The 20,745-nt window shown below is 63.5% G+C and carries 19 protein-coding genes; 12 read left to right on the forward strand and 7 right to left on the reverse strand.

Going from position 1 to position 20,745, the window contains the following annotated elements; all coding sequences use genetic code 11:
* Positions 1–86: 86 nt before the first annotated feature.
* From hemH to ACMDCM_RS00855, 3 genes are all read left to right on the forward strand, one after another.
* Positions 87–1,124 (forward strand): ferrochelatase, encoded by a 1,038-nt coding sequence (hemH, locus tag ACMDCM_RS00845; protein ID WP_412771791.1) that lies wholly within the window; start codon positions 87–89, stop codon positions 1,122–1,124.
* A gap of 229 nt (positions 1,125–1,353) precedes the next feature.
* On the forward strand, positions 1,354–2,349 hold the full coding sequence (locus tag ACMDCM_RS00850) for an SPFH domain-containing protein (protein WP_412771792.1): 996 nt from the start codon (positions 1,354–1,356) through the stop codon (positions 2,347–2,349).
* An 18-nt stretch (positions 2,350–2,367) separates the two neighbouring features.
* Positions 2,368–2,805, forward strand: coding sequence for an NfeD family protein (locus ACMDCM_RS00855; RefSeq protein ID WP_412771793.1), 438 nt, complete (start codon positions 2,368–2,370; stop codon positions 2,803–2,805).
* A gap of 16 nt (positions 2,806–2,821) precedes the next feature.
* Here ACMDCM_RS00855 and ACMDCM_RS00860 read toward each other — a convergent pair whose 3' ends face one another.
* Positions 2,822–3,823, reverse strand: coding sequence for a KpsF/GutQ family sugar-phosphate isomerase (locus ACMDCM_RS00860; protein WP_412771794.1), 1,002 nt, complete (start codon positions 3,821–3,823; stop codon positions 2,822–2,824).
* Positions 3,824–4,018: 195 nt separating this feature from the next.
* On the opposite strand from ACMDCM_RS00860, the gene ACMDCM_RS00865 reads away from it, so the two are divergent.
* Positions 4,019–5,716 carry an outer membrane beta-barrel protein gene (locus ACMDCM_RS00865; RefSeq protein ID WP_412771795.1) on the forward strand — a complete coding sequence of 566 codons (1,698 nt, stop codon included), beginning with the start codon at positions 4,019–4,021 and terminating at the stop codon, positions 5,714–5,716.
* Positions 5,717–6,083: 367 nt separating this feature from the next.
* Here the strand turns inward: ACMDCM_RS00865 and ACMDCM_RS00870 are convergent, their stop codons facing one another.
* The 4 genes from ACMDCM_RS00870 to ACMDCM_RS00885 all read right to left on the reverse strand — a co-directional run bounded on the left by ACMDCM_RS00870 (position 6,084) and on the right by ACMDCM_RS00885 (position 11,760).
* Positions 6,084–7,661, reverse strand: coding sequence for an FGGY-family carbohydrate kinase (locus ACMDCM_RS00870; RefSeq protein WP_412771796.1), 1,578 nt, complete (start codon positions 7,659–7,661; stop codon positions 6,084–6,086).
* Between the two features lie 116 nt (positions 7,662–7,777).
* The gene (locus ACMDCM_RS00875; RefSeq protein ID WP_412771797.1) at positions 7,778–8,341 is read right to left on the reverse strand and encodes a DUF2478 domain-containing protein; all 564 of its coding nucleotides are present in this window, start codon (positions 8,339–8,341) and stop codon (positions 7,778–7,780) included.
* Between the two features lie 227 nt (positions 8,342–8,568).
* On the reverse strand, positions 8,569–8,952 hold the full coding sequence (locus tag ACMDCM_RS00880; protein ID WP_412771798.1) for a winged helix-turn-helix domain-containing protein: 384 nt from the start codon (positions 8,950–8,952) through the stop codon (positions 8,569–8,571).
* Between the two features lie 309 nt (positions 8,953–9,261).
* A complete protein-coding gene (locus tag ACMDCM_RS00885; RefSeq protein WP_412771799.1) occupies positions 9,262–11,760 on the reverse strand; it encodes a DUF3772 domain-containing protein in 2,499 nt (832 codons plus the stop codon).
* 201 nt (positions 11,761–11,961) lie between these two features.
* Between ACMDCM_RS00885 and ACMDCM_RS00890 the strand changes: the two genes are divergently transcribed.
* From ACMDCM_RS00890 to ACMDCM_RS00910, 5 genes are all read left to right on the forward strand, one after another.
* Positions 11,962–12,141 (forward strand): hypothetical protein, encoded by a 180-nt coding sequence (locus ACMDCM_RS00890; protein ID WP_412771800.1) that lies wholly within the window; start codon positions 11,962–11,964, stop codon positions 12,139–12,141.
* A gap of 88 nt (positions 12,142–12,229) precedes the next feature.
* Positions 12,230–12,505: a hypothetical protein gene (locus ACMDCM_RS00895; RefSeq protein ID WP_412771801.1), complete on the forward strand. Its 276-nt coding sequence runs from the start codon at positions 12,230–12,232 to the stop codon at positions 12,503–12,505.
* A 284-nt stretch (positions 12,506–12,789) separates the two neighbouring features.
* A complete protein-coding gene (locus ACMDCM_RS00900) occupies positions 12,790–14,022 on the forward strand; it encodes an acyl-CoA dehydrogenase family protein (protein WP_412771802.1) in 1,233 nt (410 codons plus the stop codon).
* A 9-nt stretch (positions 14,023–14,031) separates the two neighbouring features.
* Positions 14,032–14,574 carry a flavin reductase family protein gene (locus tag ACMDCM_RS00905; RefSeq protein ID WP_412771803.1) on the forward strand — a complete coding sequence of 181 codons (543 nt, stop codon included), beginning with the start codon at positions 14,032–14,034 and terminating at the stop codon, positions 14,572–14,574.
* Between the two features lie 24 nt (positions 14,575–14,598).
* The gene (locus ACMDCM_RS00910; protein ID WP_412771804.1) at positions 14,599–15,819 is read left to right on the forward strand and encodes a citrate transporter; all 1,221 of its coding nucleotides are present in this window, start codon (positions 14,599–14,601) and stop codon (positions 15,817–15,819) included.
* Between the two features lie 15 nt (positions 15,820–15,834).
* Here ACMDCM_RS00910 and pncB read toward each other — a convergent pair whose 3' ends face one another.
* Complete coding sequence (gene pncB / locus ACMDCM_RS00915; RefSeq protein ID WP_412771805.1) at positions 15,835–17,139, reverse strand: nicotinate phosphoribosyltransferase; 1,305 nt, start codon at positions 17,137–17,139, stop codon at positions 15,835–15,837.
* A gap of 170 nt (positions 17,140–17,309) precedes the next feature.
* On the opposite strand from pncB, the gene ACMDCM_RS00920 reads away from it, so the two are divergent.
* The 3 genes from ACMDCM_RS00920 to ACMDCM_RS00930 are packed head-to-tail and all read left to right on the forward strand — an operon-like array spanning position 17,310 to position 19,306.
* Positions 17,310–17,921: a LemA family protein gene (locus ACMDCM_RS00920; RefSeq protein WP_412771806.1), complete on the forward strand. Its 612-nt coding sequence runs from the start codon at positions 17,310–17,312 to the stop codon at positions 17,919–17,921.
* Between the two features lie 21 nt (positions 17,922–17,942).
* Positions 17,943–18,806, forward strand: coding sequence for a TPM domain-containing protein (locus tag ACMDCM_RS00925; RefSeq protein WP_412771807.1), 864 nt, complete (start codon positions 17,943–17,945; stop codon positions 18,804–18,806).
* A 2-nt stretch (positions 18,807–18,808) separates the two neighbouring features.
* Entirely contained in the window at positions 18,809–19,306 is a 498-nt protein-coding gene (locus ACMDCM_RS00930) for a TPM domain-containing protein (RefSeq protein ID WP_412771808.1), read from the forward strand.
* A gap of 64 nt (positions 19,307–19,370) precedes the next feature.
* On the opposite strand, the gene ACMDCM_RS00935 is transcribed toward ACMDCM_RS00930, so the two are convergent.
* Positions 19,371–20,729, reverse strand: a complete 1,359-nt coding sequence (locus tag ACMDCM_RS00935) for a metal-dependent hydrolase family protein (RefSeq protein WP_412771809.1) — start codon at positions 20,727–20,729, stop codon at positions 19,371–19,373.
* Between the last annotated feature and the right edge of the window lie 16 nt (positions 20,730–20,745).

Here is a 20,745-nt window from a genome sequence, read left to right on the forward strand (position 1 = left end):
CAATTCCCTTCGCGGGCAGTTTCGAAGACAGTACCGGCAGATGCGCGGGCTTGACAAGACCGGGCAGGCGCGCGAATCCAGTCGGCATGACGGCCGTTATTCCTATCGAAAGAGCCAGGACCGCCGCGGGCGCGCCGCGCGGACGCGTCGGCGTCCTGCTTGTCAATCTCGGCACGCCGGACACCGCCGACGCCCGCGGCGTGCGCGTCTATCTGAAGGAATTTTTGTCCGATCCGCGCGTCATCGAGAAGCAGGGCCTGGTCTGGAAATTGGTGCTGAACGGCATCATTCTGAACACCCGTCCGCGCCGCAAGGCGCTCGACTACCTGAAGATCTGGAACACCGAGCAGAACGAGTCGCCGATCAAGACCATCACGCGCGCGCAGTCCGACAAGCTCGCGGCGGCGATCGCCGATCACGATCATGTCGTCGTCGACTGGGCGATGCGCTATGGCAATCCCTCGATGCAATCGCGCATCGCGGCGCTGACGGCCCAGGGTTGCGACAGGCTGCTGGTGGTGCCGCTCTATCCGCAATATTCGGCGGCGACCTCCGCCACCGTGTGTGACGAGGCATTCCGCGTGTTGAGCGACATGCGCGCGCAGCCGACGCTGCGGGTGACGCCGCCATATTACGACGATCCCGACTATATCGACGCGCTGGCGGTTTCGATCGAGAGGCATCTCGCCTCGCTCCCGTTCACGCCCGAGATCATCATGGCCTCGTTCCACGGCATGCCGCAGGCCTATATCGAAAAGGGCGATCCCTATCAGGGGCAGTGCGTCGCGACCACCGAGGCCCTGCGCAAGCGAATGGGGCTCGATGCATCCAAACTGATGCTGACGTTCCAGTCGCGTTTCGGTTTCGACGAGTGGCTGCAGCCCTACACCGACAAGACCGTCGAGAAATTGGCGAAGGACGGCGTGAAGCGCCTGGCCGTCGTCACGCCGGGCTTCTCGGCCGATTGTCTGGAGACGCTGGAGGAAATCGCGCAGGAGAATGCGCATATCTTCCGCCACAACGGAGGCGAGGAGTTCACTGCGATTCCATGCCTGAACGACAGCGATCCGGGAATGGACGTCATCCGGAAGCTGGTGCTGCGCGAGCTTCAAGGCTGGATTTAGAGCAGATTGTCATTAGCGGGGCGCGCGAGGCGCGACCCCGGATCCGGCCAGATCGAATGCGTCATTTGATCGCCGGATTCCGGATAGCCGCTCCGCGGCTTCCGGAATGACGGCGCTTTGTCGCCGCCCTCGTTTTTCTGCCAATCGAACCCTACATCTTTGAGCGGCGACCAACCAGCAATTCACCGCCTCGCGTTCCTCGAAGGGCGATCCTCCTGCGGAGATATTCATGACCGGGTTCGATATTTTCGCGATTGTTTTCGTGGCGCTTGTGATCCTGACGTTGCTGGCCGGCGTCAAGACCGTGCCGCAGGGCTACGACTGGACCATCGAACGGTTCGGCAAGTACACGCGGACGCTCGATCCCGGCCTCAATCTCATCGTGCCCTATATCGACCGCGTCGGGCGCAAGATGAACATGATGGAGCAGGTGATCGAAATTCCCAAGCAGGAGGTCATCACCAAGGACAACGCCACCGTCACCGTGGACGGTGTCACTTTCTATCAGGTGTTCGATGCCGCCAAGGCGAGCTATGAGGTGGCGAACCTCAACCAGGCGATCGTGACGCTGACCATGACCAACATCCGCTCGGTGATGGGCGCGATGGACCTCGACCAGGTGCTGTCGCATCGCGACGAGATCAACGAGCGGCTGCTGCGGGTGGTGGATGCCGCGGTGTCGCCGTGGGGCCTCAAGGTCAACCGCATCGAGATCAAGGACATCGTGCCGCCGGCCGACCTCGTGCAGGCGATGGGCCGGCAGATGAAGGCCGAGCGCGAGAAGCGCGCCGACATTCTTCAGGCCGAAGGCCAGCGCCAGTCGGCGATCCTCAAGGCGGAGGGCCAGAAGCAATCGCAGATTCTCGAAGCCGAAGGCCGCAAGGAAGCCGCCTTCCGCGATGCCGAGGCGCGCGAGCGGTCGGCGGAAGCGGAGGCCAAGGCGACGCGGATGGTGAGCGAGGCGATCGCCAAGGGCGACGTGGCGTCGCTGAACTACTTCATTGCCGACAAATACATCAAGGCCTTCGGTCAGCTTGCCAACTCGCCGAACCAGAAAGTCGTGATGCTGCCGCTCGAAGCCACCAGCATGCTGGCCTCCCTGGGTGGGATCGGCGAGATCGCCAAAGCGACTTTCGGCGAGAGCGCCGCGCCGGCTGCCGCCGCACGGCGAAGCGCGGTGCCGAACGCGGGCGCGCCGGCCCAGACCGTCCCGCCGCAGGGGTAGGATCAGGGAGCGTTTTTTATGGCCGACATGTTTGCGTCACTCGGAACCTGGAACTGGCTCATCTTCGGTCTCATCCTGATGGGACTCGAATTGCTGACACCGGGCGTGTTCTGGCTCGGCCTCGCCGCGTTCCTGGTCGGCGTGCTGTCATTCGCCCTCGATCCGGTGTGGCAGATGCAGATCCTGGCGTTCGCGGTTTTTGCCGTCGCGGCTGTGCCGCTGTGGCGGCGCATGGCGCAGGCCAAGCCGGGGGCCGACGACAACCCGTTCCTCAACAAGCGCGCCGACGCGCTGGTCGGTCGCGTCTTCACGCTGGAAAAGCCGATCGTCGACGGCACCGGCACCGTGCGCATCGACGATACCGTCTGGCGCGTGACGGGACCGGATGCGCCGGCGGGCAGCCGGGTGAAGGTCGTGAAGGCCGACGGCGCGCGTCTGACTGTGGCGGCGGCGTAGCAATCCAGCGCGGCGATTACGCCACGCCGGCGCGCAGCAGGTCGTGCAGATGCACGATGCCGACGGGCTTTTTTTCGTCGGTCACGATCAACGCGGTGATCTTCGACGAATTGAGGATTTCCAGTGTCTCGCCGGCCAGAAGGTCGCGTCCGATCGTCTTCGGATTTCGGGTCATGACATCGTCGACGCGCGCGGTTATCAGGTCCGGGCGCATGTGACGGCGCAGGTCGCCGTCGGTGACGATGCCGACGAGGTGCCCTCGGCCATCCACGATGCCGACGCAGCCGAAGCCCTTCGAGGTCATCTCGACCAGCGCCTCGGACATTTTGGTGCCGAGCGGCTTCAGCGGGACGGAGTCGCCGCTGTGCATGAGGTCGCGGGTGTATTTCAGCAGCGCACCGAGCTTGCCTCCGGGATGCAGCACGCTGAAGTCGACCGAGGTGAAGCCGCGGCCCTCCAGCAGCGCGATGGCGAGCGCATCGCCGAGTGCGAGCTGCATCAGCGAGGACGTTGTCGGCGCGAGATTGTGCGGGCAGGCTTCGCGCGCCTTGGGCTGCACCAGCACGACATCGGCGGCTTTGCCGAGCGTGGACTCGCGCTCGGCGGTCATCGCGATCAGGGCGATGCGAAAGCGCTTGGCATAGGTGATGAGGTTTTTCATCTCCGGCTGCTCGCCGGACCACGACATCGCCAGAATGACGTCGTCGGCGGTGATCATGCCGAGGTCGCCGTGACTGGCTTCTGCCGCATGGACGAAAAAGGCCGGCGTTCCGGTCGAGGCGAAAGTCGCCGCGATCTTGCGGCCGATGTGGCCGGACTTGCCGAGACCGGTGACGATCAGCCGCCCCTTGGCGCTGCGGATCATGTCGGCGGCAGCGGCGAATGCAGGACCGAGATCGGAGTTCAGGGCCGCGGCAAGCGCGCTCACGCCGCCGGCCTCCGCCTCGAGCGTTCGCAACGCGGACTCGATGGCCGCGTCCGCCTCTCCGGTGGTCGTCCGTGATTTGAGTGAGGTCATGCCCGTTCCATCGGGACGAAACAGCGTCGTTCGGCCCATGGGACTGTGCTTAGCACGACCGCTTGTGCGATGCGATGCGGCTTCGCCGTCTCAACGGCCCGTTAACCATAATTGTTTTAACTCCATTAACGCTAAGGTCCGCCGCGCCTGCCGGTGGGCCTTGTAAATCTATGCTTATGCTGGAGTTTTCGGATCGTGACTTGGGGTCCAGCGACGGGCCGCTGGCAACGCGCATCGACGTGGCGCGCGGTTTTGGCCTGCCTCGCCCTGATCGTTCTGGCGTGCCCGGCCGCCGAAGCGCAAACGCTCACCGGCGATCGCATAAGTCCGCTTCGTGGCGGCTTATTTCAGCCGCCGAATTCTGACCTGCGCCAGACCAGCGATGCCGGTAGCGATGATACCGCATCGGATTCGCCAACAATAGCTCCATCGCGCATCGGCAGCATTCCCACTTACGGCGTGTCCGCGGCGGCGGGAGCGGGCGACACCGGTTACGACGCGCTCAATCGCAAGCGCAAGAAGCCGAAGCCCTATCCCGGCACGCCGAAACCGAAACAGCCGCCGGGGCCGGGCAATTTCGTCGCCGTTCCACCGCCGCCGCCATTGTCGGTGCCGCCGTCGTCGACCGCGAACAAGCCTCCGGTCGCGCCGGCCATGGCGGGAAGCGTGGAGGGGCAGCCGGCGCGCCGCCGCCTGAAGCGTGACGACGATCCGTTCGGCGATGTGGGCAACTACGTCGGCGGTTTCCTCGTCAAGTCGGCGGTCGAACTGTGGGGCGGCTATGACACCAATCCCGGCCGATTCAACAAGCCGAAGGGTTCGGCATTCTATATGGTGTCGCCCGAATTCGTGGCCGCATCCGATTGGGAACGCCACTCGGTCATCGTTGATCTGCGTGGATCGTTCACCGGGTATGGCAGAACATTTCCGCCTGGCGTGGACAACTCCGGCCAGCCCGTCGTTTCGCCGGTGCCGACGAATGTGGATCGGCCCGATTTCACCGGCAAGGTCGATGGGCGTCTCGACGTGACGCACGAGACCCGCATCAATTCGGAGCTGCGATTGCGGATCGGCACCGACAATCCCGGCAGCCCCAATATCCAGGCCGGCCTCGAGAAGTATCCGCTCTACGCGACCACCGGCGGGACCGCCGGCATCGAGCACGATTTCAACCGGCTGCGGGTCTCGCTGGACGGGACTGCGGACCGCACGACCTATCAGGACTCGCGGTTGACGGATGGCACGTCGACGCCCAACGACGACCGCAACTTCAATCAATATGGCGCCGTGGCGCGCGCGAGCTACGATCTGCTGCCGGGCGTCAGGCCGTTCGCCGAGGTCGAGGCGGACACGCGCGTCCACGACACGCGGCTCGACCGCAACGGTTTCCAGCGCGACTCCAACGGCGGCTATGCCAAGGCCGGGACCAGCTTCGAGCTGACCCGCCTGCTGACCGGCGAAGCCTCCATCGGCTATGCCGCGCGGAGCTACGCGGACCCCCGCCTCAACCAGTTGACCGGCCTTCTCACCAGCGCGTCGCTGGTGTGGTCGGCGACGCCGCTGACGACAGCAAAATTCACCTCGATCACCTCGGTCGATGAGTCCACGCTCGCCGGTGTATCCGGCGTGCTGACGCGCACCTATACCTTCGAGGTCGATCACGATTTCCGCCGCTGGCTGACCGCGATCGGCAGGTTCACCTACGGCACGCAGGATTATCAGGGTTCAACCCGATCCGACAAGATCTACTCGATTTCCGGCGATCTCGTTTACAAGCTGACCCGGGAATTCCAGATCAAGGCCGAGGTACGCCGCGATATTCTGGCCTCGAACATTTCCGGCGCGGGTTCGGCCTCGACCGTGGTGATGCTCGGCGTCCGGCTGCAACGATAGAGACGATGGGGCATTCCAGCGTGTCATGGCAGCAAATAGCTCGAACAATGGAATCGCTTCGCTCGGATGGCTTCGTGTTTGAACGGAAACATCTCGATCACTGTCATTGCCAGGCCTGACCCGGCAATCGAAAGAAAGTGGTGCGCGGGTCATAGAGCGTTTTCGAGCGAAGTGGCTACCGGTTCGCGTCAAGAAAACGCGTCGAATCAAAATCATAGAGTCCCGCTTCTGATTCCATCAGAAGCGGAAAGGCTCTAGGCGCGCGAAAGCGACGCCGTTCTTCGAACGGGCTCGCGCATGACGGCCGAGATCAGACTGATACAATTACAACGGAAACGAATGTGGCTCTCCCGGCCCGCCGCCTCGCTTACGCGAGCCGCGACAGCGCCCGGCGATGTTCGTGCATCAATAGGAACGCACGATAGCGGCGCTCGAAGAAATCACGCGCCGCGGAGGCTGGCTGCACCGTGCGGCCGATCCGGGTCATCGTCGCCGCCGCGGCCGTAAGCGACGGATAAAGTCCGCAACCGGCGGCGGCGATACAGGCGGTTCCAAGCAGCACGCCGTCGGGTTGTTCGGGCAGGGACACCGCGACACCGGCGGCGTCGGCATAGAGCTGGACCAGCAGCGGGCTCGCCGCGTGGCCGCCGGTCAACCGGATCTGGTCAATGGCGTAACCGGCGCTATTCAGGGCGTCGATGATGTGTCGCGTTCCCAGCGCGATGCCGATTGCGGTTGCGAAATAGAGCCGGGTCAGCGAGCGCGCTGACGCATCGAGGCGCAGCCCGTGGATCACGCCGACTGAATCGGGATCGGCGAGCGGGGAGCGGTTGCCGTGAAAGTCCGGCAGCACGTGCAGGCCCGCGACGAATGCTAAACCGTCCGCGGCGCGTGCCGTCTCGATCCTTGCCGCCATCACCGCGTGCCGGTCCGCGCCGAGCGATTGTCCTTCCGCATGGAGGTCGAGGATGTAATCGAGCAGCGAGCCGGTGGCGGACTGCCCGGCTTCGTTCAGCCAGTAGCCCGGCAGCATCGCGTCGTAATAGGGACCCCATATGCCGGGGATTTGCCTGGGATCGGGCGAGGCCGCCATGTGGCACGAGGATGTGCCGGCGATCATGGCGAGCGTCCGGTTGAGGCCGGATGCGTCGAGCCCGCCCAGCAGGCCGATGCCGCCGGCATGCGCATCGATCGCGCCGACGCCGACGGCGCAGTCGGGCGGGAGTCCAAGTTCGCCGGCGCTTTGGGCGGTCAGGGGACCTGCGCTCGTTCCGATCGATTGCGCCGAGGCGGGAAGCGACGCCCGGTCCTGCAAGTCATCGAGCCCGACGCGCGACAGGAAATCGCTTTGCCAACCCGGCTTCTCGTGCGCGAGGTAGGTCCATTTGCATGTCACCGTGCAGGCGGAGATCGCGGCACGGCCCGTCGCCTTCCAGGTCAGGAAATCGGTGAGATCAAGCACGAGCCCGTAGCGGCGCCATGCATCCGGGCAATGCCGCTTCAGCCAGAGCAGCTTCGGAATTTCCATTTCCGGCGACATCACATTGCCGACGTGATCGAGCACGCGATGGCGGGTGGCCGTGATCTCGTCGGCTTCCGCGGCGGCCCGATGGTCGGCCCACATGATGACGTTCCAGCGATCCTCGCCGGTTACCGAAACCGTGACCGGCCGGCCGGCGCGGTCAAGGGCGACGAGCGAGCAGGTGGCGTCGAAGGCGATGCCCCTGACCTCTTCAGCAACGATATGTCCGGCTGCAAGGGCTCCGCGGACCGCATGGCAGACCGCGGTCCAGATTTCCTCCGAACTGTGCTCGGCGTGATCGGGTTGGGGATGAGCGGTTGCGAACGGAGCTTCGGCGCGCGCAAGCAGGACGCCACGCTTGTCGAACACGCCGGCGCGCGCGCTGCTCGATCCGACGTCCACCGCGATGACACGATCCGGCATGCCGGCATCTACAGATGAAACGCCGCCGCCGTGTCAAGGAAGTTATGCGGGCGGACACGCGGCCGTGCAGACGACGCCATCAGGGGAGAGGGCTCGCGGCTTTCCGGAACGGACGACTACTTGATGACTTCACAGACCGTCAAATGATCGGGTCGGCGCAGGCTGGTGTTGCGGGCCGACACCAGGTTCCACCATGCATCCAGCGATTCGCGGTCGCAGTGCAATTTGACCGTCATGCCGCCGGCGAATTTGATCCAGTCCGCGAAATAGTGGCTCGGCACCGCGATCACGACCGGGATATCGGCGCTGAGCGCATGGGCGATCAGATGAGCAAGACCCTTGCCCTCGCGCTCCTTCCGCCCGAAGCGGTTGACGACCAGGATATCCGCCCCTTCGTCGAGAATTCTCGCAATTCGCTCGCCGGCGCCCATCAACTGTCCGACGTCGAGCCGACAACCCGTCGAATAGGCGTTCATATCCTGAAATAGCCGAAGCTGCTCGCCGGTAGGCACCAGCGTTGCCGACAGGTCCGCATCGGGACAGTAGCGACCTAGCTGAACAATCCCCACGGCCCGGTGGCCGTTTGCGTTCAGATCGGAGGCGAACTCGTGTAAAATCTCGTCGGGATCCTGACCTTCCACATAAACCAAAGCGGCAAGATCGCACTGGGCGTCGAACATGGTCCGCCTCCTCTTCAAGGTCGCCGCGATGACGTCCTGCCAAGTCTGGAAAGACTGAAACAGGCGCCTGGCCTCTTCACCGTCACCCGGCTCGTGAACGATATATCTGCCTATATATCACGATGGAGAAAACCTGGCCATAGCGGCGTCAGTGGAAGCAAGGCAGGGACATGGAGGACGGCCGGACGGTCGGGCATGGCGCCGTCGACCGTTCGACATCGGGCTTGCTAACGGTCCGCGCCCTTTTTTGGGTGCCGGATATCGTTCCGCAGCGCTTCAAGCTCTTTATGAACCGCGTTTGCGGCGTCGCGCTCGATCTTGCGATAGCGTGCGACCAGGGAGACCCCGAACGGGGTCAGGACCGCGCCGCCGCCATTCTTGCCGCCGGTCTGCCGCGCGACCGCCGCTTGCCGGCAGATATGGTTTATCTCGTCGACGAGATCCCAGGCGCGCTTGTAGGACATCTCCATCGCACGCCCGGCGGCCGAAATCGAGCCGCAAGCCTGGATGCTCTCGAGCAATTCGATTTTGCCCGGTCCAATACGGCCCTTTGAATCGAGATCGATTCGCAAACTCAGCGAGGGTAGTGATCTGTTGGATGAAGCCTGCATTTCACGCCCGATGGGTATCTGGGAGATTGAAACTATACATCATTCCATATCGAACGTCAGCTTTCCAATAATCATATTGAGGGAGATTGCGTGAATTTAACCCATGGAAAGCACGGTCGTGCTGCAAAGACGGTTTCCTCGCGGCTCTTCCCAAGACGAGAGCGCAGGGCCGGACACTTTGATCGATTCGTGGCGTGGGTAGAGCCAGCCACAATCACTTTGCCGTGTGGGAGAACCGGTTCGCTCGAAGGTAACCGGCCCGCCTGTCTGTCCGGCCAGGCTGGACCGCAGTGACGGCGTTTTGCGGCGCTATGGTGCACCGGAGCGTTCGGCTCCGGCCAGTTCGCGCACGAGAGCTTCGATGCGATCGAGATCGCGCACATGCAGGTCCCTTTGAGGGTTTGGGAGGCCGATTCCCTCCTTGCGGAAGCGTTTGAGGATTTCGAGCCTGACCTCGTTGGCGGCGCCGGCGTCGATGCCGATATGCGCGACGTGAAAAAATACCGTGAACTCCAGGGCGTCGGCGCCGAAATTGCCGAGAACGGCAAACGGCTCGGGCGACTTCAGCGCGCGCGGATGGTGGGCGACGATATCGAGCAGGACTTCGATGACCTTGTCCGGATCGGCGTCATAGGAGGTGCCGACCGCCACCGACAGGCGGGCCGAATAGCTGCCATGCATCCAGTTGACCACCTGCCCGCTGATCAGGTCCGCGTTCGGCACGATCACCGAGACGTTGTCGTAGGTCGCGATCTCGGTGGCGCGCACGTTGATGCGTTTCACGACGCCCATGCGGGTGCCGACCTCGATGCGGTCTCCGACCTTGATCGGGCGCTCCACGAGGAGAATCAGTCCGGAAACGAAGTTGTTGATGATGGATTGCAGTCCGAAGCCGATGCCGACCGACAGCGCGCCGGCGACGATGGCGACGTTTTGCAGGTTGAGGCCGACATAGGACAGCGCGATCAGGGTGGCGAGAATGACGCCGGCATACCCAGCCCCCGTGCCGATCGAACTGCGAACGCCGACGTCGAGACTGGTTTCCGGCAGGAAGCGCTCCTCAAGCCATCGCTTGAGCGCGCGCGTCGCCGCGACGCCGATGATAAACACCGCAACCGCGCCTAGAATCACGGACGGCGCGATGGTGATATTGCCGATCTGGATGCTGAAGAACGCCGAAGACATCGACGCGACGAGGTCGTCGGAACGAATTCCCCAGGTGGTGAGCACGACGAAGGTTGTCAGTCCGATCAAGGACAGTTGGACAAGGCCGCCGAGCACCGCGGCGATCTGGCGGACCGCGCTGCTGCCCAGCCCCGCGGTTTGTCGCAAAAAGCGGCCGACCGCTCCATGAAACGCAAACGTCGTATTGACGAGAACCGCGGCGAACCGGCTCAGCAGCACGAAGCCCATCAGCGCGGCGATCACCACCACCATCTCGATCGTGATAAACCGGCCCAAGGCGACATATCCCGCGAGCGGTCCGAGAATCGCGGCCGTGGCCATCACCCAGCCGACCGGAATCAGCAGGCGCCACGCGGACTTGTTGACGGCGGTGGACGGTGACGGCGTGGTTTCGTCGGCCGCTTCGGTGGCGGCGGCAACGCGAAGCGCGCCCATGAAGAGCAGCGCCTTGGCGATGGCGATCACGCCCCGGCTTGCGATCGAAAGTTCGATCGGCGCCCTGATCGCGAGATTTATAGCGTCCACAACCACGCCGAACGCGATGACCATGGCGAGCAGCACCGCGAAGGATATCAGTCCATCGGCCGCGGCATTGTCCATTTCGATCAGACGCCAGGTCGGACGGCCCGGCGCCAGCACAGCGATCGTCAGGCGGACAAAGAAGAAGCCAAAAGTGATGCCGATGAACAAGGCGCGAACGATCGGGCTCACGTCGTCGGGCAGCACCCCGAGCATCACGAGCGCCTGATAGAGCACGAGCAGCGCGACGGCGGTGAGCGCGGTGTCCGCAAGGACGATGACGGTGGCGGAGCCGGTCTTCCGCAGCGGGCTCGGACTGGCGATCTCGGGGTCGCGTTTCGTCCAGCGCGACCACCAGCGCCGGCCCGGCGACAGGAAGAAACCGAGCACCACGAAGGCTGCGATCACGAAGCCCGATGCGGCGCGAAGCGGCTGTGACGCCAGCACGCGGGCCCATGTGGTGAGGAGATCGATGAACTGGCCCGCGGCAACCGGAACGGCGGTTGCGACCGTGACCCAGAATGTCGGATTGACCAGGCTTGCGGAGCGTTGCAGCACGGAATCGTTGAATATCGCACGACGTCGATCGGAGATCGCCTCGATTGTCTGCTGGGCCCGCACGTTGATAAGCTTGGCTTGCTGAATGATGCCCTGCCGGGCGGCAATTTCAGCCACCAGTTTGGCGCGCTCGAGCTTCACGTCGTCGGACTGCGGAGCATTCGCTTCGGGATTCGGCGCGAGTTCGGCGGCCCGCGCTGTCGCAGCCTCGAGTCGGGGCTGGATTTTAGATATCAGCTCGCGCGCTTCGCTCTGCGCCGCCGCGGTCCGATTCCGGAGTTCGTTCAGCATGGGATCGTAGATCACGCGCGCGCGCAGCGCCGCCTCGACCTGATCGAGCGTCTGCTTCCAGCCTTCGAGTTTCGACTGGGCTTTAGGGAACTGCGGCGGCGGTACGGACGGCAGATCTTCAGCCGGAGGTGGCGGTGGCGGGGGAGCGCCGACCGGGCTTGCCGGCTTGGAGGTCCCGGGTGCAGGCGTCGCGGCGTGCAAGGGCATCCACGAGAAAAACACGATGAAGAAAATTGCCGCGCGGATTGTCTTCATGACTCTCTTGCTTGTTGAAGCGGTGCAGGAATTGACGACGCGGCTCCGCAATGGCGGAGGATTTGCGCTGTCATTGGCCGTGCGCCGCACGTTAAGGGCGCTGTTTTGATTTTGCGGTACGATAAGCAGAAATCTGCCTATTGTGTGTATTGTGGCGCGGCCGCTGCCTTCCTGAATGACTCGGCCAACGGCGTCTCGTCAATGTTTGCATCGGTTCGTCAATACCTGGCCGATTCGCTGGCGCAGATAGCGGATCAGGGTCCGCGCCGCTGTTCCACCGGCAGGCGGGTTCGTCTTGTCGCGAATCGCGAGCGCATATCGCCCGTTCCGAACAAACATCTTTTTGATATTGCTACGATTTATTTGATTTTAGCTAAGTGATGAAGCTCACGGTTTTCCGGCCGCCGATCATCCAGGGTGCGGCATCGACAACGGCCGCGTCGTTCGCGGCCAACCCGAGGAGCTTCAGATGACCGTCGTTCGCACCGAGACCGTTCGTCAGATCGCCGCGACCCTGGCTGTCGCCGCCTCCCTCACCGCGCTGGCCAGCCCTGGTTATTCCTTCACCGCCGAAGCGCAGCGGCAGTGCACCGGCGATGCGTTCCGCCTGTGCAGCTCCGAAATCCCGAATATCAGCCGGATTACCGCCTGCATGGTCAAGAATCGCTCAAGCCTCAGCCCGGGCTGCCGCGTCGAACTCGACAAGGGTCTGGCTATGAAATCGCACAGGGTTGCCGAGCAGTAAGGCGGCCGAGCCTTTGGCGGGTTGCTGTCGGTTGTTGATCCTCGCCATACCCGCTAATAGTTGGTGAGTGGTCCGGTTCCAACATTCGCATCCCCTTTCAGCATGTGCCTTTGCGATGTTAGAGCCGCTGATCACCGGCGACTATGAGTTCTGGTGGAATCCTGGATTTGACGTTCGCATGGCACGTCCAAGGCGGGCGGCGGCGAATGTCAAATCCACTCCACGAGCGGCGTGGTTGCGAAGCTCGCTGCATTGTTCCGGCAATGCGGATAAGGGATCGTCAAATGGCAGGTATTGATTTCAGCCCGCCTGCGAATCCGTCGTCAGAACCGGATTCGAATGACGATTCCTATGCCGCCATGATGGCACGCGCGCGGTCGCTCGTGCCGCAATTGCGTGAGCGGGCCACGAGGACGGAAGAGTTGCGACGGCTGCCACCCGAGACCGAGAAGGATTTTCATGCGACCGGCTTGTTCAGGATTCTACAGCCCAAGCGGGTCGGCGGCTCCGAATTCGATTACGTGGCTCTCGTCGACTTCGCGGAAGTGATCGCCATGGCCGACGCATCCGCGGCCTGGACGCTGGCGAACCTTGCCAGCCATCACTGGATGCTCGGCATGTTCGACAGCCGGGCGCAGGATGCCGTCTGGAGCAAGGATGCAACCGCATTGATCGCCTCCTCCTTCGTGTTTCCTTCCGGCCGCGCCAGGAAAGTCGAGGGCGGCTACCGCCTGCACGGCGACTGGCCGTTTTCATCCGGAGTGGACTGCTGCGCCTGGAACATGCTCGCGGGAATCGTCTCATCCGACGATGAAGCCGATGGCATCGAGTACAGGATTTTTCTGCTTCCCCGCGAAGACTACCGCATCATCGATATGTGGAACGCCGCCGGCCTGAAAGGCACGGGCTCGAACGACGTCGCTGTCGAAGACGTTTTCGTTGAAGACTGGAAAACGCTATCGGTTGCGGACATTGCCGGCGGTCCGTCGCCCGGCAGCGCCGTCAATCCGAACCCCCTTTATGCGCTGCCGGTGTTTGCGCTGTTTCCCTTCGTGCTGTCCGGGGTGGCGCTCGGTAACGCCCAGGGCTGCCTCGATGACTACATCGAGGTCGCGCGCCACCGCGCAACCACCTACAGTCGCGCCATGCTCGGCGATCTTCAGTCCACGCAGATCAAGATTGCCGAAGCGTCCGCGAAGATCGACGCCGCGCGGCTCGTCATGCGTTCGACCTGCATCAAGGCGATGCAGGATGCCCGGCGTGGGCATATCCCGGACATGGCGGTCAAGACCGGATGGCGACGCGACGGTGCCTATGCGGTAAACCTGTGTACCGAGGCGGTGTCGCTGCTGGTTGCAGCGAGCGGGGCGCGGGGGTTGTTCGCCGGTTCTCCGCTGCAGCGGCAGTTCCGCGACGCGAACGCGATCAATTCCCATATCGCGTTCAGCTTCGATGCGGCGGGCACGGATTACGGGCGGGTTGCTCTTGGCCTGCCCTCGAAAAATCTGACTCTGTGAGGTCGTCTGATGGCGGGCGATCCTGAATTTTCCGGCGCGCCGGATCCGGCGAATGAACTGGCGAGCGGCGAGTCGTCCCTCGATCCGCGCGACTTCCGCAATGCGCTCGGAACCTATGCGACCGGCGTCGCCATCATCACGGCTGCCGACGACGCGGGAAAGCCTTATGGACTGACTTGCAACTCGTTCGCCTCGGTCTCGCTGAATCCACCGCTCGTGCTCTGGAGCCTGGTGGTCTATTCCCGCAACATGAGCGTCTTCCAGAACGCGAGCCATTTCGCCGTCAACGTGCTCGGCGCGTCGCAGCAGGCGCTGGCGGTCAAATTTGCCACGCCGTCGGGCTGCAAATTCGAGGGAGTCGATTGGAGGCCGGGCCTCGGCGGGGCTCCGCTTCTGTCTGGCACCGTCGCGCATTTTCAATGCCGAACCGTCGATCGCTACTATGGCGGAGACCACGTCATCTTCCTCGGCGCCGTCGAAGCCTACAGCTACAATCGGAACGACGCCCTGTTGTTTTCTCACAGCGGTTACGGCCGGTTCGTTGGCGAATGATGGCCGACGATTCTTGAGGCCATCGTGATCGATCCGATTCTGATTGTTGGAATTCCGCTCGATTTCATTCTCTTTGGGTTCATCCTGCTCGGCATTGCGCTGTTTCACCGCCATACGCTTCCGATCGCGCTGGTCGGCCTTGCTGTTATCATCGGCTACAAAATTGGCTTCACAGGGTTCAAGTCCGGCGCAGGGTGGGGCGGGTTCGGCCGCCACATGGCGCACGAGTGGGTCACGCTGGCGAACCTGTTCCTGCTGCTGATGGGGTTTGCCATTCTGTCGCGGCACTTCGAGGAAAGCCGGATACCGGACGAAATGCCCGCCGTGCTGCCCGATGACTGGAAAGGCGGCGTTCTTCTTCTCGTTATCGTTTTCGTGTTGTCGAGTTTTCTCGATAACATCGCGGGCGCGCTGATCGGGGGCACGGTCGCGCGCCACGTCTTTCGGGGAAAGGTCCATGTCGGCTATCTCGTCGCGATCGTCGCGGCCTCCAATGCCGGCGGAGCGGGAAGCGTGGTCGGCGATACGACGACGACGATGATGTGGATCGACGGCGTCAGCCCGCTCAGCGTCGTGGAGGCTTATGTCGCGGCCGTGGTGGCGCTCGCGATTTTCGCGGTTCCGGCCGCGATCAAGCAGCATCGCTTCTCGCCGATCGTGAAGAAGCCGCCGAGCGGATTGCGCGTGGACGGCGCCCGGGTCTTCATCGTAGCAGTCATCCTGATTGCTGCGCTGGTTGCAAACGTGACCGCGAACCTGAAATTCCCGGCGCTGCTCGATGCGCTTCCCGTGCTTGGGCTTGCAGTCTGGGCCGCGATTTTGCTGACCGCGTTCCTGCGCGCGCCGGATTGGACCATCATGCCCGAAACCTTCAAGGGCACGATCTTTCTTCTGGCGCTCGTGACCGCCGCCTCCGTGATGCCGGTGGAGACATTGCCGTCGGCGTCATGGCAAACGACGCTCGGCCTCGGCTTTGTGTCGTCGGTGTTCGACAACATCCCGCTTACCGCGCTGGCGCTCAAGCAGGGCGGCTATGACTGGGGGTTTCTTGCTTACGCCGTCGGCTTCGGCGGCTCGATGGTCTGGTTCGGCTCCTCGGCCGGCGTTGCGCTGTCGAACATGTATCCCGAGGCCAAATCGGTGGGCTCATGGCTCGGAAACGGATGGCCCGTCGCGGTCGCCTATGTCGCCGGCTTTTTCGTGATGCTGGCCGTGCTCGGCTGGCATCCCGACGCGCCCCATTGAAGGCGCCGTCATCGCTCAGACGTGGACGGGAGCGTGGACGCGGCCGGCATGTCCGAACACGCGCAGGTAGCGTTCGATCTCCGAGGGTTCGCCGGTCGCCTTCTCGGGATTGTCCGACAGTTTCACGGCGGGCCGGCCGTTGACCGACGTCACCTTGCAGACGATCGAGATCGGGTCGAGGTCCACGGTGCCGTCGGGCGAGCATCCCACGAAGTCGTTGGTCAGGTTGGTGCCCCAGCCGAAACTTAACCTGACGCGTCCGGCGAAATGCCGGTGCGTCTCCTCGATTGAATCCACGTCCATGCCGTCGGAAAACACCAAGAGCTTCTCCCTGGGATCGCGCCCCTTCTGCTTCCACCATTTAATGATCTCTTCGCCCGCCGCGACCGGCGGCAGGCTGTCCGGGCGGAAGCCGGTCCAGTCCGCCACCCACTCCGGCGCGTCCCGCAGAAAAGCCCGGGTGCCGAAGGCATCGGGCAGGGCGACCAGCAGGTTGCCCCCGTACGTGTGCCGCCATTGGTCGAGGATGCGATAGGGCGCCTGGCGAAGCGCGTCGTCGTCGTCGGCCAGCGCGGCCGCGACCATCGGCAGCTCGTGCGCGTTGGTGCCGATGGCCTCGAGATCGTTGTCCATCGCCAGCAGAACGTTCGACGTGCCGGTGAAAGCCGGCCCCAGCCCTTCCTTGGCGGCCTCGACGCACCAGCGCTGCCACAGAAAGCCGTGACGCCGCCTCGTTCCGAAGTCCGACAGCCACAAGTCGTCGAGCTTGCGCAATCGTTCGAGTTTGCCCCACAGCTTTGCCTTGGCGCGCGCATACAGCACATCGAGCGTGAAACGGCCCTGACCCCTGGTCACCTGGCGCGACCGCAACTCGTTGAGAATGGCGAGCGCCGGAATCTCCCACATCGTGGTCTGGGTCCACGGGCCGTGAAAATGCAGCTCGTACTGGCCATCGACCTTCCGCAATTCATATTCGCCAAGCTGGAACGTGGCGAGCCAGTTGATGAAGTCCGGCGAGAACATCTGGGTCTTGCCGTAGAAGGTATTGCCTGCGAGCCAGATCAATTCATTTTTGCTGAAGCGGATGCCGCGGGCATGGTCGAGTTGTGCGCGCAGTTCACCTTCGTCGATAACCTCGGCAAGCCGGACATGGCGGCTGCGATTGATGACGGAAAACGTCACATGCTCGTTCGGGTACAATTCACGGATCATCTGCAGCATCAGAAGCTTGTAGAAGTCCGTATCGAGCAGGCTGCGCACGATGGGATCGAGGCGCCAGCCGTGGTTATAGGTTCGCGTCGCGATATCCGTAACGGTCATGCCGTTAAACTATAATGCAGAAGAGTTTTTGCGAACAGGCCGGTTCTGCGGGACAAGGGAATTGACAGGGACAGTGCGGCAACATCTGTTAGTATTCGGGTTGCGTGGCCCGGGAGGTCGCGCGACGTTCGTTAAAACGCAGCCTTGATTGCCGGGCAGGAGACATAATGATGCGAAAGCTTTTGACGGTGCTGGCGGCGCTCGCCACCTTGAGCCTGACCAATTGCGGTTACAACGCCATCCAGTCGCAGGACGAGCAGATCAAGTCCGACTGGTCGGAGGTGGTCAATCAGTACCAGCGCCGTGCCGACCTGGTGCCGAACCTCGTCAACTCGGTGAAGGGCTTCGCGCAGCAGGAGAAGGACGTCCTGCTCGGCGTCACCAACGCGCGCGCCAAGGTCGGCAGCATCCAGGCGACGCCGGAAGTGCTCAACGATCCGGCTGCGTTCCAGAAATTCCAGGCCGCCCAGGGCGAACTCTCCAGCGCGCTGTCGCGCCTTCTGGTCGTCACCGAGAATTATCCGCAGCTCAAGTCGGATACGCTGTTCCGCGATCTGATGAGCCAGCTCGAAGGCACCGAGAACCGCATCACGGTCGCGCGCAACCGCTACATCAAGGCGGTGCAGGACTACAACGTCACCGTCCGTTCCTTCCCCACCAACCTGACTGCCATGGCGCTGGGTTACAAGGCCAAGCCGAACTTCACCGTCGGCAACGAGAAGGAGATCTCGACCGCGCCGAAGGTCGATTTCAATCCGGCGCCGGCAGCGCCGGCGAAGTAACCGGCACGGCCGGTGACGGTGATGCGCACCCTGAAGGCGGCGCTGCTGGCGCTGATGCTGTGCTGGATCGGCGCGGCGTTCGCCGATGTCGCGGTGCCGCCTTTGACCGGGCGCGTGGTCGATCTGACCGCGACGCTGAGCAGCGATCAGAAGGCGTCGCTCGAACAGGAGCTGAAGGCGTTCGAGGACCGCAAGGGCAGCCAGGTCGCGGTGCTGATCGTGCCGACCACCGCGCCGGAAACGATCGAGCAGTATTCGATCCGGGTCGCCGAACAATGGAAGATCGGCCGCAAGAAGGTCGATGACGGCGCGATCCTTGTCGTCGCCAAAAACGACCGCAAGGTGCGGATCGAGGTGGGCTACGGCCTCGAGGGCGCGCTGACCGACCTCACCTCGAAGCGCATTATCGACGAAGAGATCGTGCCGAAGTTCAGGAGCGGCGATTTTGCCGGCGGCATCTCCGCCGGCGTGGATCGCATGTTGCGCGTGATCGACGGAGAGCCGCTGCCTGCGCCGAAGCCGCAAGGACAGTATGCGAACAATTTCAGCATTGACGACCTTTTCAATCCGTTCGTCATCGTCGGCGTTCTCGTTCTCGGCGGGATCTTCCGGAGCGTCTTCGGCCGGCTGTTCGGCTCGACAGCGGTCGGCGGGATCGTCGGTTTCATGGCCTGGCTGTTCATCGGATCGCTCGCCGTCTCGGGTGCCGCCGGCGCGCTCGCGTTCGTCTTCACGCTGTTCGGCGACGCGATCGTCTCGGGCGTAGGCCGGGGCGGCGGCACCTGGATCGGCGGTGGCCGTGGAGGCGGGTCGTTTTCGGGCGGCGGCGGCTTTAGCGGCGGCGGCGGCAGTTTTGGCGGCGGCGGCGCGTCGGGGAGCTGGTAGGAATGGGCATCGGGCGAATCGGCAAGCATCTGCTCGGACATCGCTGGCGGGTGCGAAAGCATTTTCCGCCTGAGGCGATGGCCGCCATCGAACAGGCGATCCGTGCCGGCGAGACGAGCCATTCGGGGCAGGTGGTGTTTGCGGTGGAAGGCGCGCTCGACGGCATCCCCCTGTTCCGCGATCAACCGGCGCGCGAGCGGGCGCTCGACGTATTCGCGCATCTGAAAATCTGGGATACCGCGCATAACAACGGCGTCCTGATCTATCTGTTGCTCGCCGATAGCGATGTCGAGATCGTTGCCGACCGCGGCATTCACGCCAGGGTCGGTGCGGCGGTTTGGAAGACCATCTGTGCCGCGATGGAGGCCGAGTTCAAGCAAGGCCGCTTCGAAGTCGGCGTCGTCAAGGGCATCGAAGCCGTCTCACGGCGGCTTGCAGAACATTTTCCGAAGCAGGGGCCGGGTCCGAACGAACTGCCGGACGCGCCGGTTGTGATCTGACCGGTCGTGGACTCCTGAACGTCGGCCGCATGGCGGCGCGTCGAAGCCGATATCCGCTCTCCCGTCAGTCATTCTTGTAGATCACGCCGTCTTTCATGATGACCCGGAAGTTTTTCTGCGGATCGGCGAGGATGTCGATGTTGCTGAGCGGATTGCCCTCGACGAGGAGAAGGTCGGCGAGAGCGCCGACCTGCACGACGCCGAGCTTGCCGGGATAGGGCGCGCGCGGGCCGCTCAGCGCCAGCAGCCGGGCATTGTCGTAGGTCACCAAGCGGAGAATTTCGGCAGGGGAGAACCACGGCTTCAGCGACAGGATCAGGCGATTTTGTTCGGCGTTGAGATCCGGCTCGAAGAGGATGTCCGTACCCCATGCGAGCTTGACGCCGTACTTCTTCGCCAATGGCCAGATGCGCGCGTTGCCTTCCACGATGCCCTTGCGCTTTGCGCGCCGCTCCGCCGTCATGTTCGGCGAATCCGGGATCAGGTTCTGGGCGCTCAGCCAGACCCCTTTCTGAGCCATCAGCTTGATGGTCGGCTCGTCGAGCAATTGCCCGTGCTCGATGCACTTGACGCCCGCCTCCATCGCCCGGCGGACCGCGCGGGGCGTATAGGCGTGGACGGCGACATAGGTATTCCAGTCGGAGGCGGCATCGACCGCGGCCTTCATCTCGTCGAGAGTATATTGCGTGACGTCGATCGGATCGTAGGCCGACGACGTGCCGCCGCCGCCCATGATCTTGATCTGGCTTGCGCCCATTCGCAGGTTTTCACGCGTCGCGGTCAGGACCTCGTCGCGACCGTCGGCGATAAAGGTCGCGCCCTCCTCCTCGGCGCGGGAAGGCTTGCCGAAGAAGCGGCGCGATCGCTCGTCCGGCGTACGAAAGTCGCCGTGCCCCGAGGTTTGCGAGATGATCGCCCCCGATGGCCAGATGCGTGGCCCCCGAACCTTCCCGCTGTCGATCGCCCGCTTGAGCGGGAAGATCGGGCCGCCCATGTCGCGCACGGCGGTGAAGCCGCGCAGCAGCATGTCGGTCGCCGATTTCGCCGCGGCCGCGCCGAGCTGCTCGGCTGTCGTCTTCGGATCATGGAGTTCGCTCAGCAAAACCGCTCCGAACGTCAGGTGGACGTGCGCGTCGATCAGGCCCGGCATCAGCGTGCGGCCTTTGCCGTCGATGATTTCGGCCTTGGAATCGGCGTCCGCAGATGGTCCGATTGCGGCGATGGTATTGCCGAGGATCACGACGCTGGTCGGCGGGCCGAGACGACCGTCGACCACGTCCAGCACGCGCACGTTGCGGAAAATCGTCTCGGCCGGCGGTTGCTGTGCAACGGCGGGCGAGAGGGGCTGCGCGAGAAACGCGCTCAAGACCAGCGCGGCTCGACGATAGCGATCGATGCGCGATTTATCCAGAATGCCGACCATGCGCTCTCCCTGCCTG

Source organism: Nitrobacter sp. (genome assembly GCF_047149785.1).
Classification (GTDB): Bacteria; Pseudomonadota; Alphaproteobacteria; order Rhizobiales; family Xanthobacteraceae; genus Nitrobacter.

Excerpts from the sequence above, each read along its gene's own strand:
- ACMDCM_RS00900 (WP_412771802.1), top strand. The coding sequence starts at position 12,790 with ATGGCAGGTATTGATTTCAGCCCGCCTGCGAATCCGTCGTCAGAACCG.
- ACMDCM_RS00855 (WP_412771793.1), top strand. The coding sequence starts at position 2,368 with ATGGCCGACATGTTTGCGTCACTCGGAACCTGGAACTGGCTCATCTTC.
- ACMDCM_RS00850 (WP_412771792.1), top strand. The coding sequence starts at position 1,354 with ATGACCGGGTTCGATATTTTCGCGATTGTTTTCGTGGCGCTTGTGATC.
- ACMDCM_RS00895 (WP_412771801.1), top strand. The coding sequence starts at position 12,230 with ATGACCGTCGTTCGCACCGAGACCGTTCGTCAGATCGCCGCGACCCTG.
- ACMDCM_RS00925 (WP_412771807.1), top strand. The coding sequence starts at position 17,943 with ATGCGCACCCTGAAGGCGGCGCTGCTGGCGCTGATGCTGTGCTGGATC.
- ACMDCM_RS00870 (WP_412771796.1), bottom strand. The coding sequence starts at position 7,661 with ATGCCGGATCGTGTCATCGCGGTGGACGTCGGATCGAGCAGCGCGCGC.
- ACMDCM_RS00880 (WP_412771798.1), bottom strand. The coding sequence starts at position 8,952 with ATGCAGGCTTCATCCAACAGATCACTACCCTCGCTGAGTTTGCGAATC.
- ACMDCM_RS00885 (WP_412771799.1), bottom strand. The coding sequence starts at position 11,760 with ATGAAGACAATCCGCGCGGCAATTTTCTTCATCGTGTTTTTCTCGTGG.
- hemH (WP_412771791.1), top strand. The coding sequence starts at position 87 with ATGACGGCCGTTATTCCTATCGAAAGAGCCAGGACCGCCGCGGGCGCG.
- ACMDCM_RS00930 (WP_412771808.1), top strand. The coding sequence starts at position 18,809 with ATGGGCATCGGGCGAATCGGCAAGCATCTGCTCGGACATCGCTGGCGG.
- pncB (WP_412771805.1), bottom strand. The coding sequence starts at position 17,139 with ATGACCGTTACGGATATCGCGACGCGAACCTATAACCACGGCTGGCGC.
- ACMDCM_RS00890 (WP_412771800.1), top strand. The coding sequence starts at position 11,962 with ATGTTTGCATCGGTTCGTCAATACCTGGCCGATTCGCTGGCGCAGATA.
- ACMDCM_RS00935 (WP_412771809.1), bottom strand. The coding sequence starts at position 20,729 with ATGGTCGGCATTCTGGATAAATCGCGCATCGATCGCTATCGTCGAGCC.
- ACMDCM_RS00860 (WP_412771794.1), bottom strand. The coding sequence starts at position 3,823 with ATGACCTCACTCAAATCACGGACGACCACCGGAGAGGCGGACGCGGCC.
- ACMDCM_RS00875 (WP_412771797.1), bottom strand. The coding sequence starts at position 8,341 with ATGTTCGACGCCCAGTGCGATCTTGCCGCTTTGGTTTATGTGGAAGGT.
- ACMDCM_RS00920 (WP_412771806.1), top strand. The coding sequence starts at position 17,310 with ATGCGAAAGCTTTTGACGGTGCTGGCGGCGCTCGCCACCTTGAGCCTG.
- ACMDCM_RS00905 (WP_412771803.1), top strand. The coding sequence starts at position 14,032 with ATGGCGGGCGATCCTGAATTTTCCGGCGCGCCGGATCCGGCGAATGAA.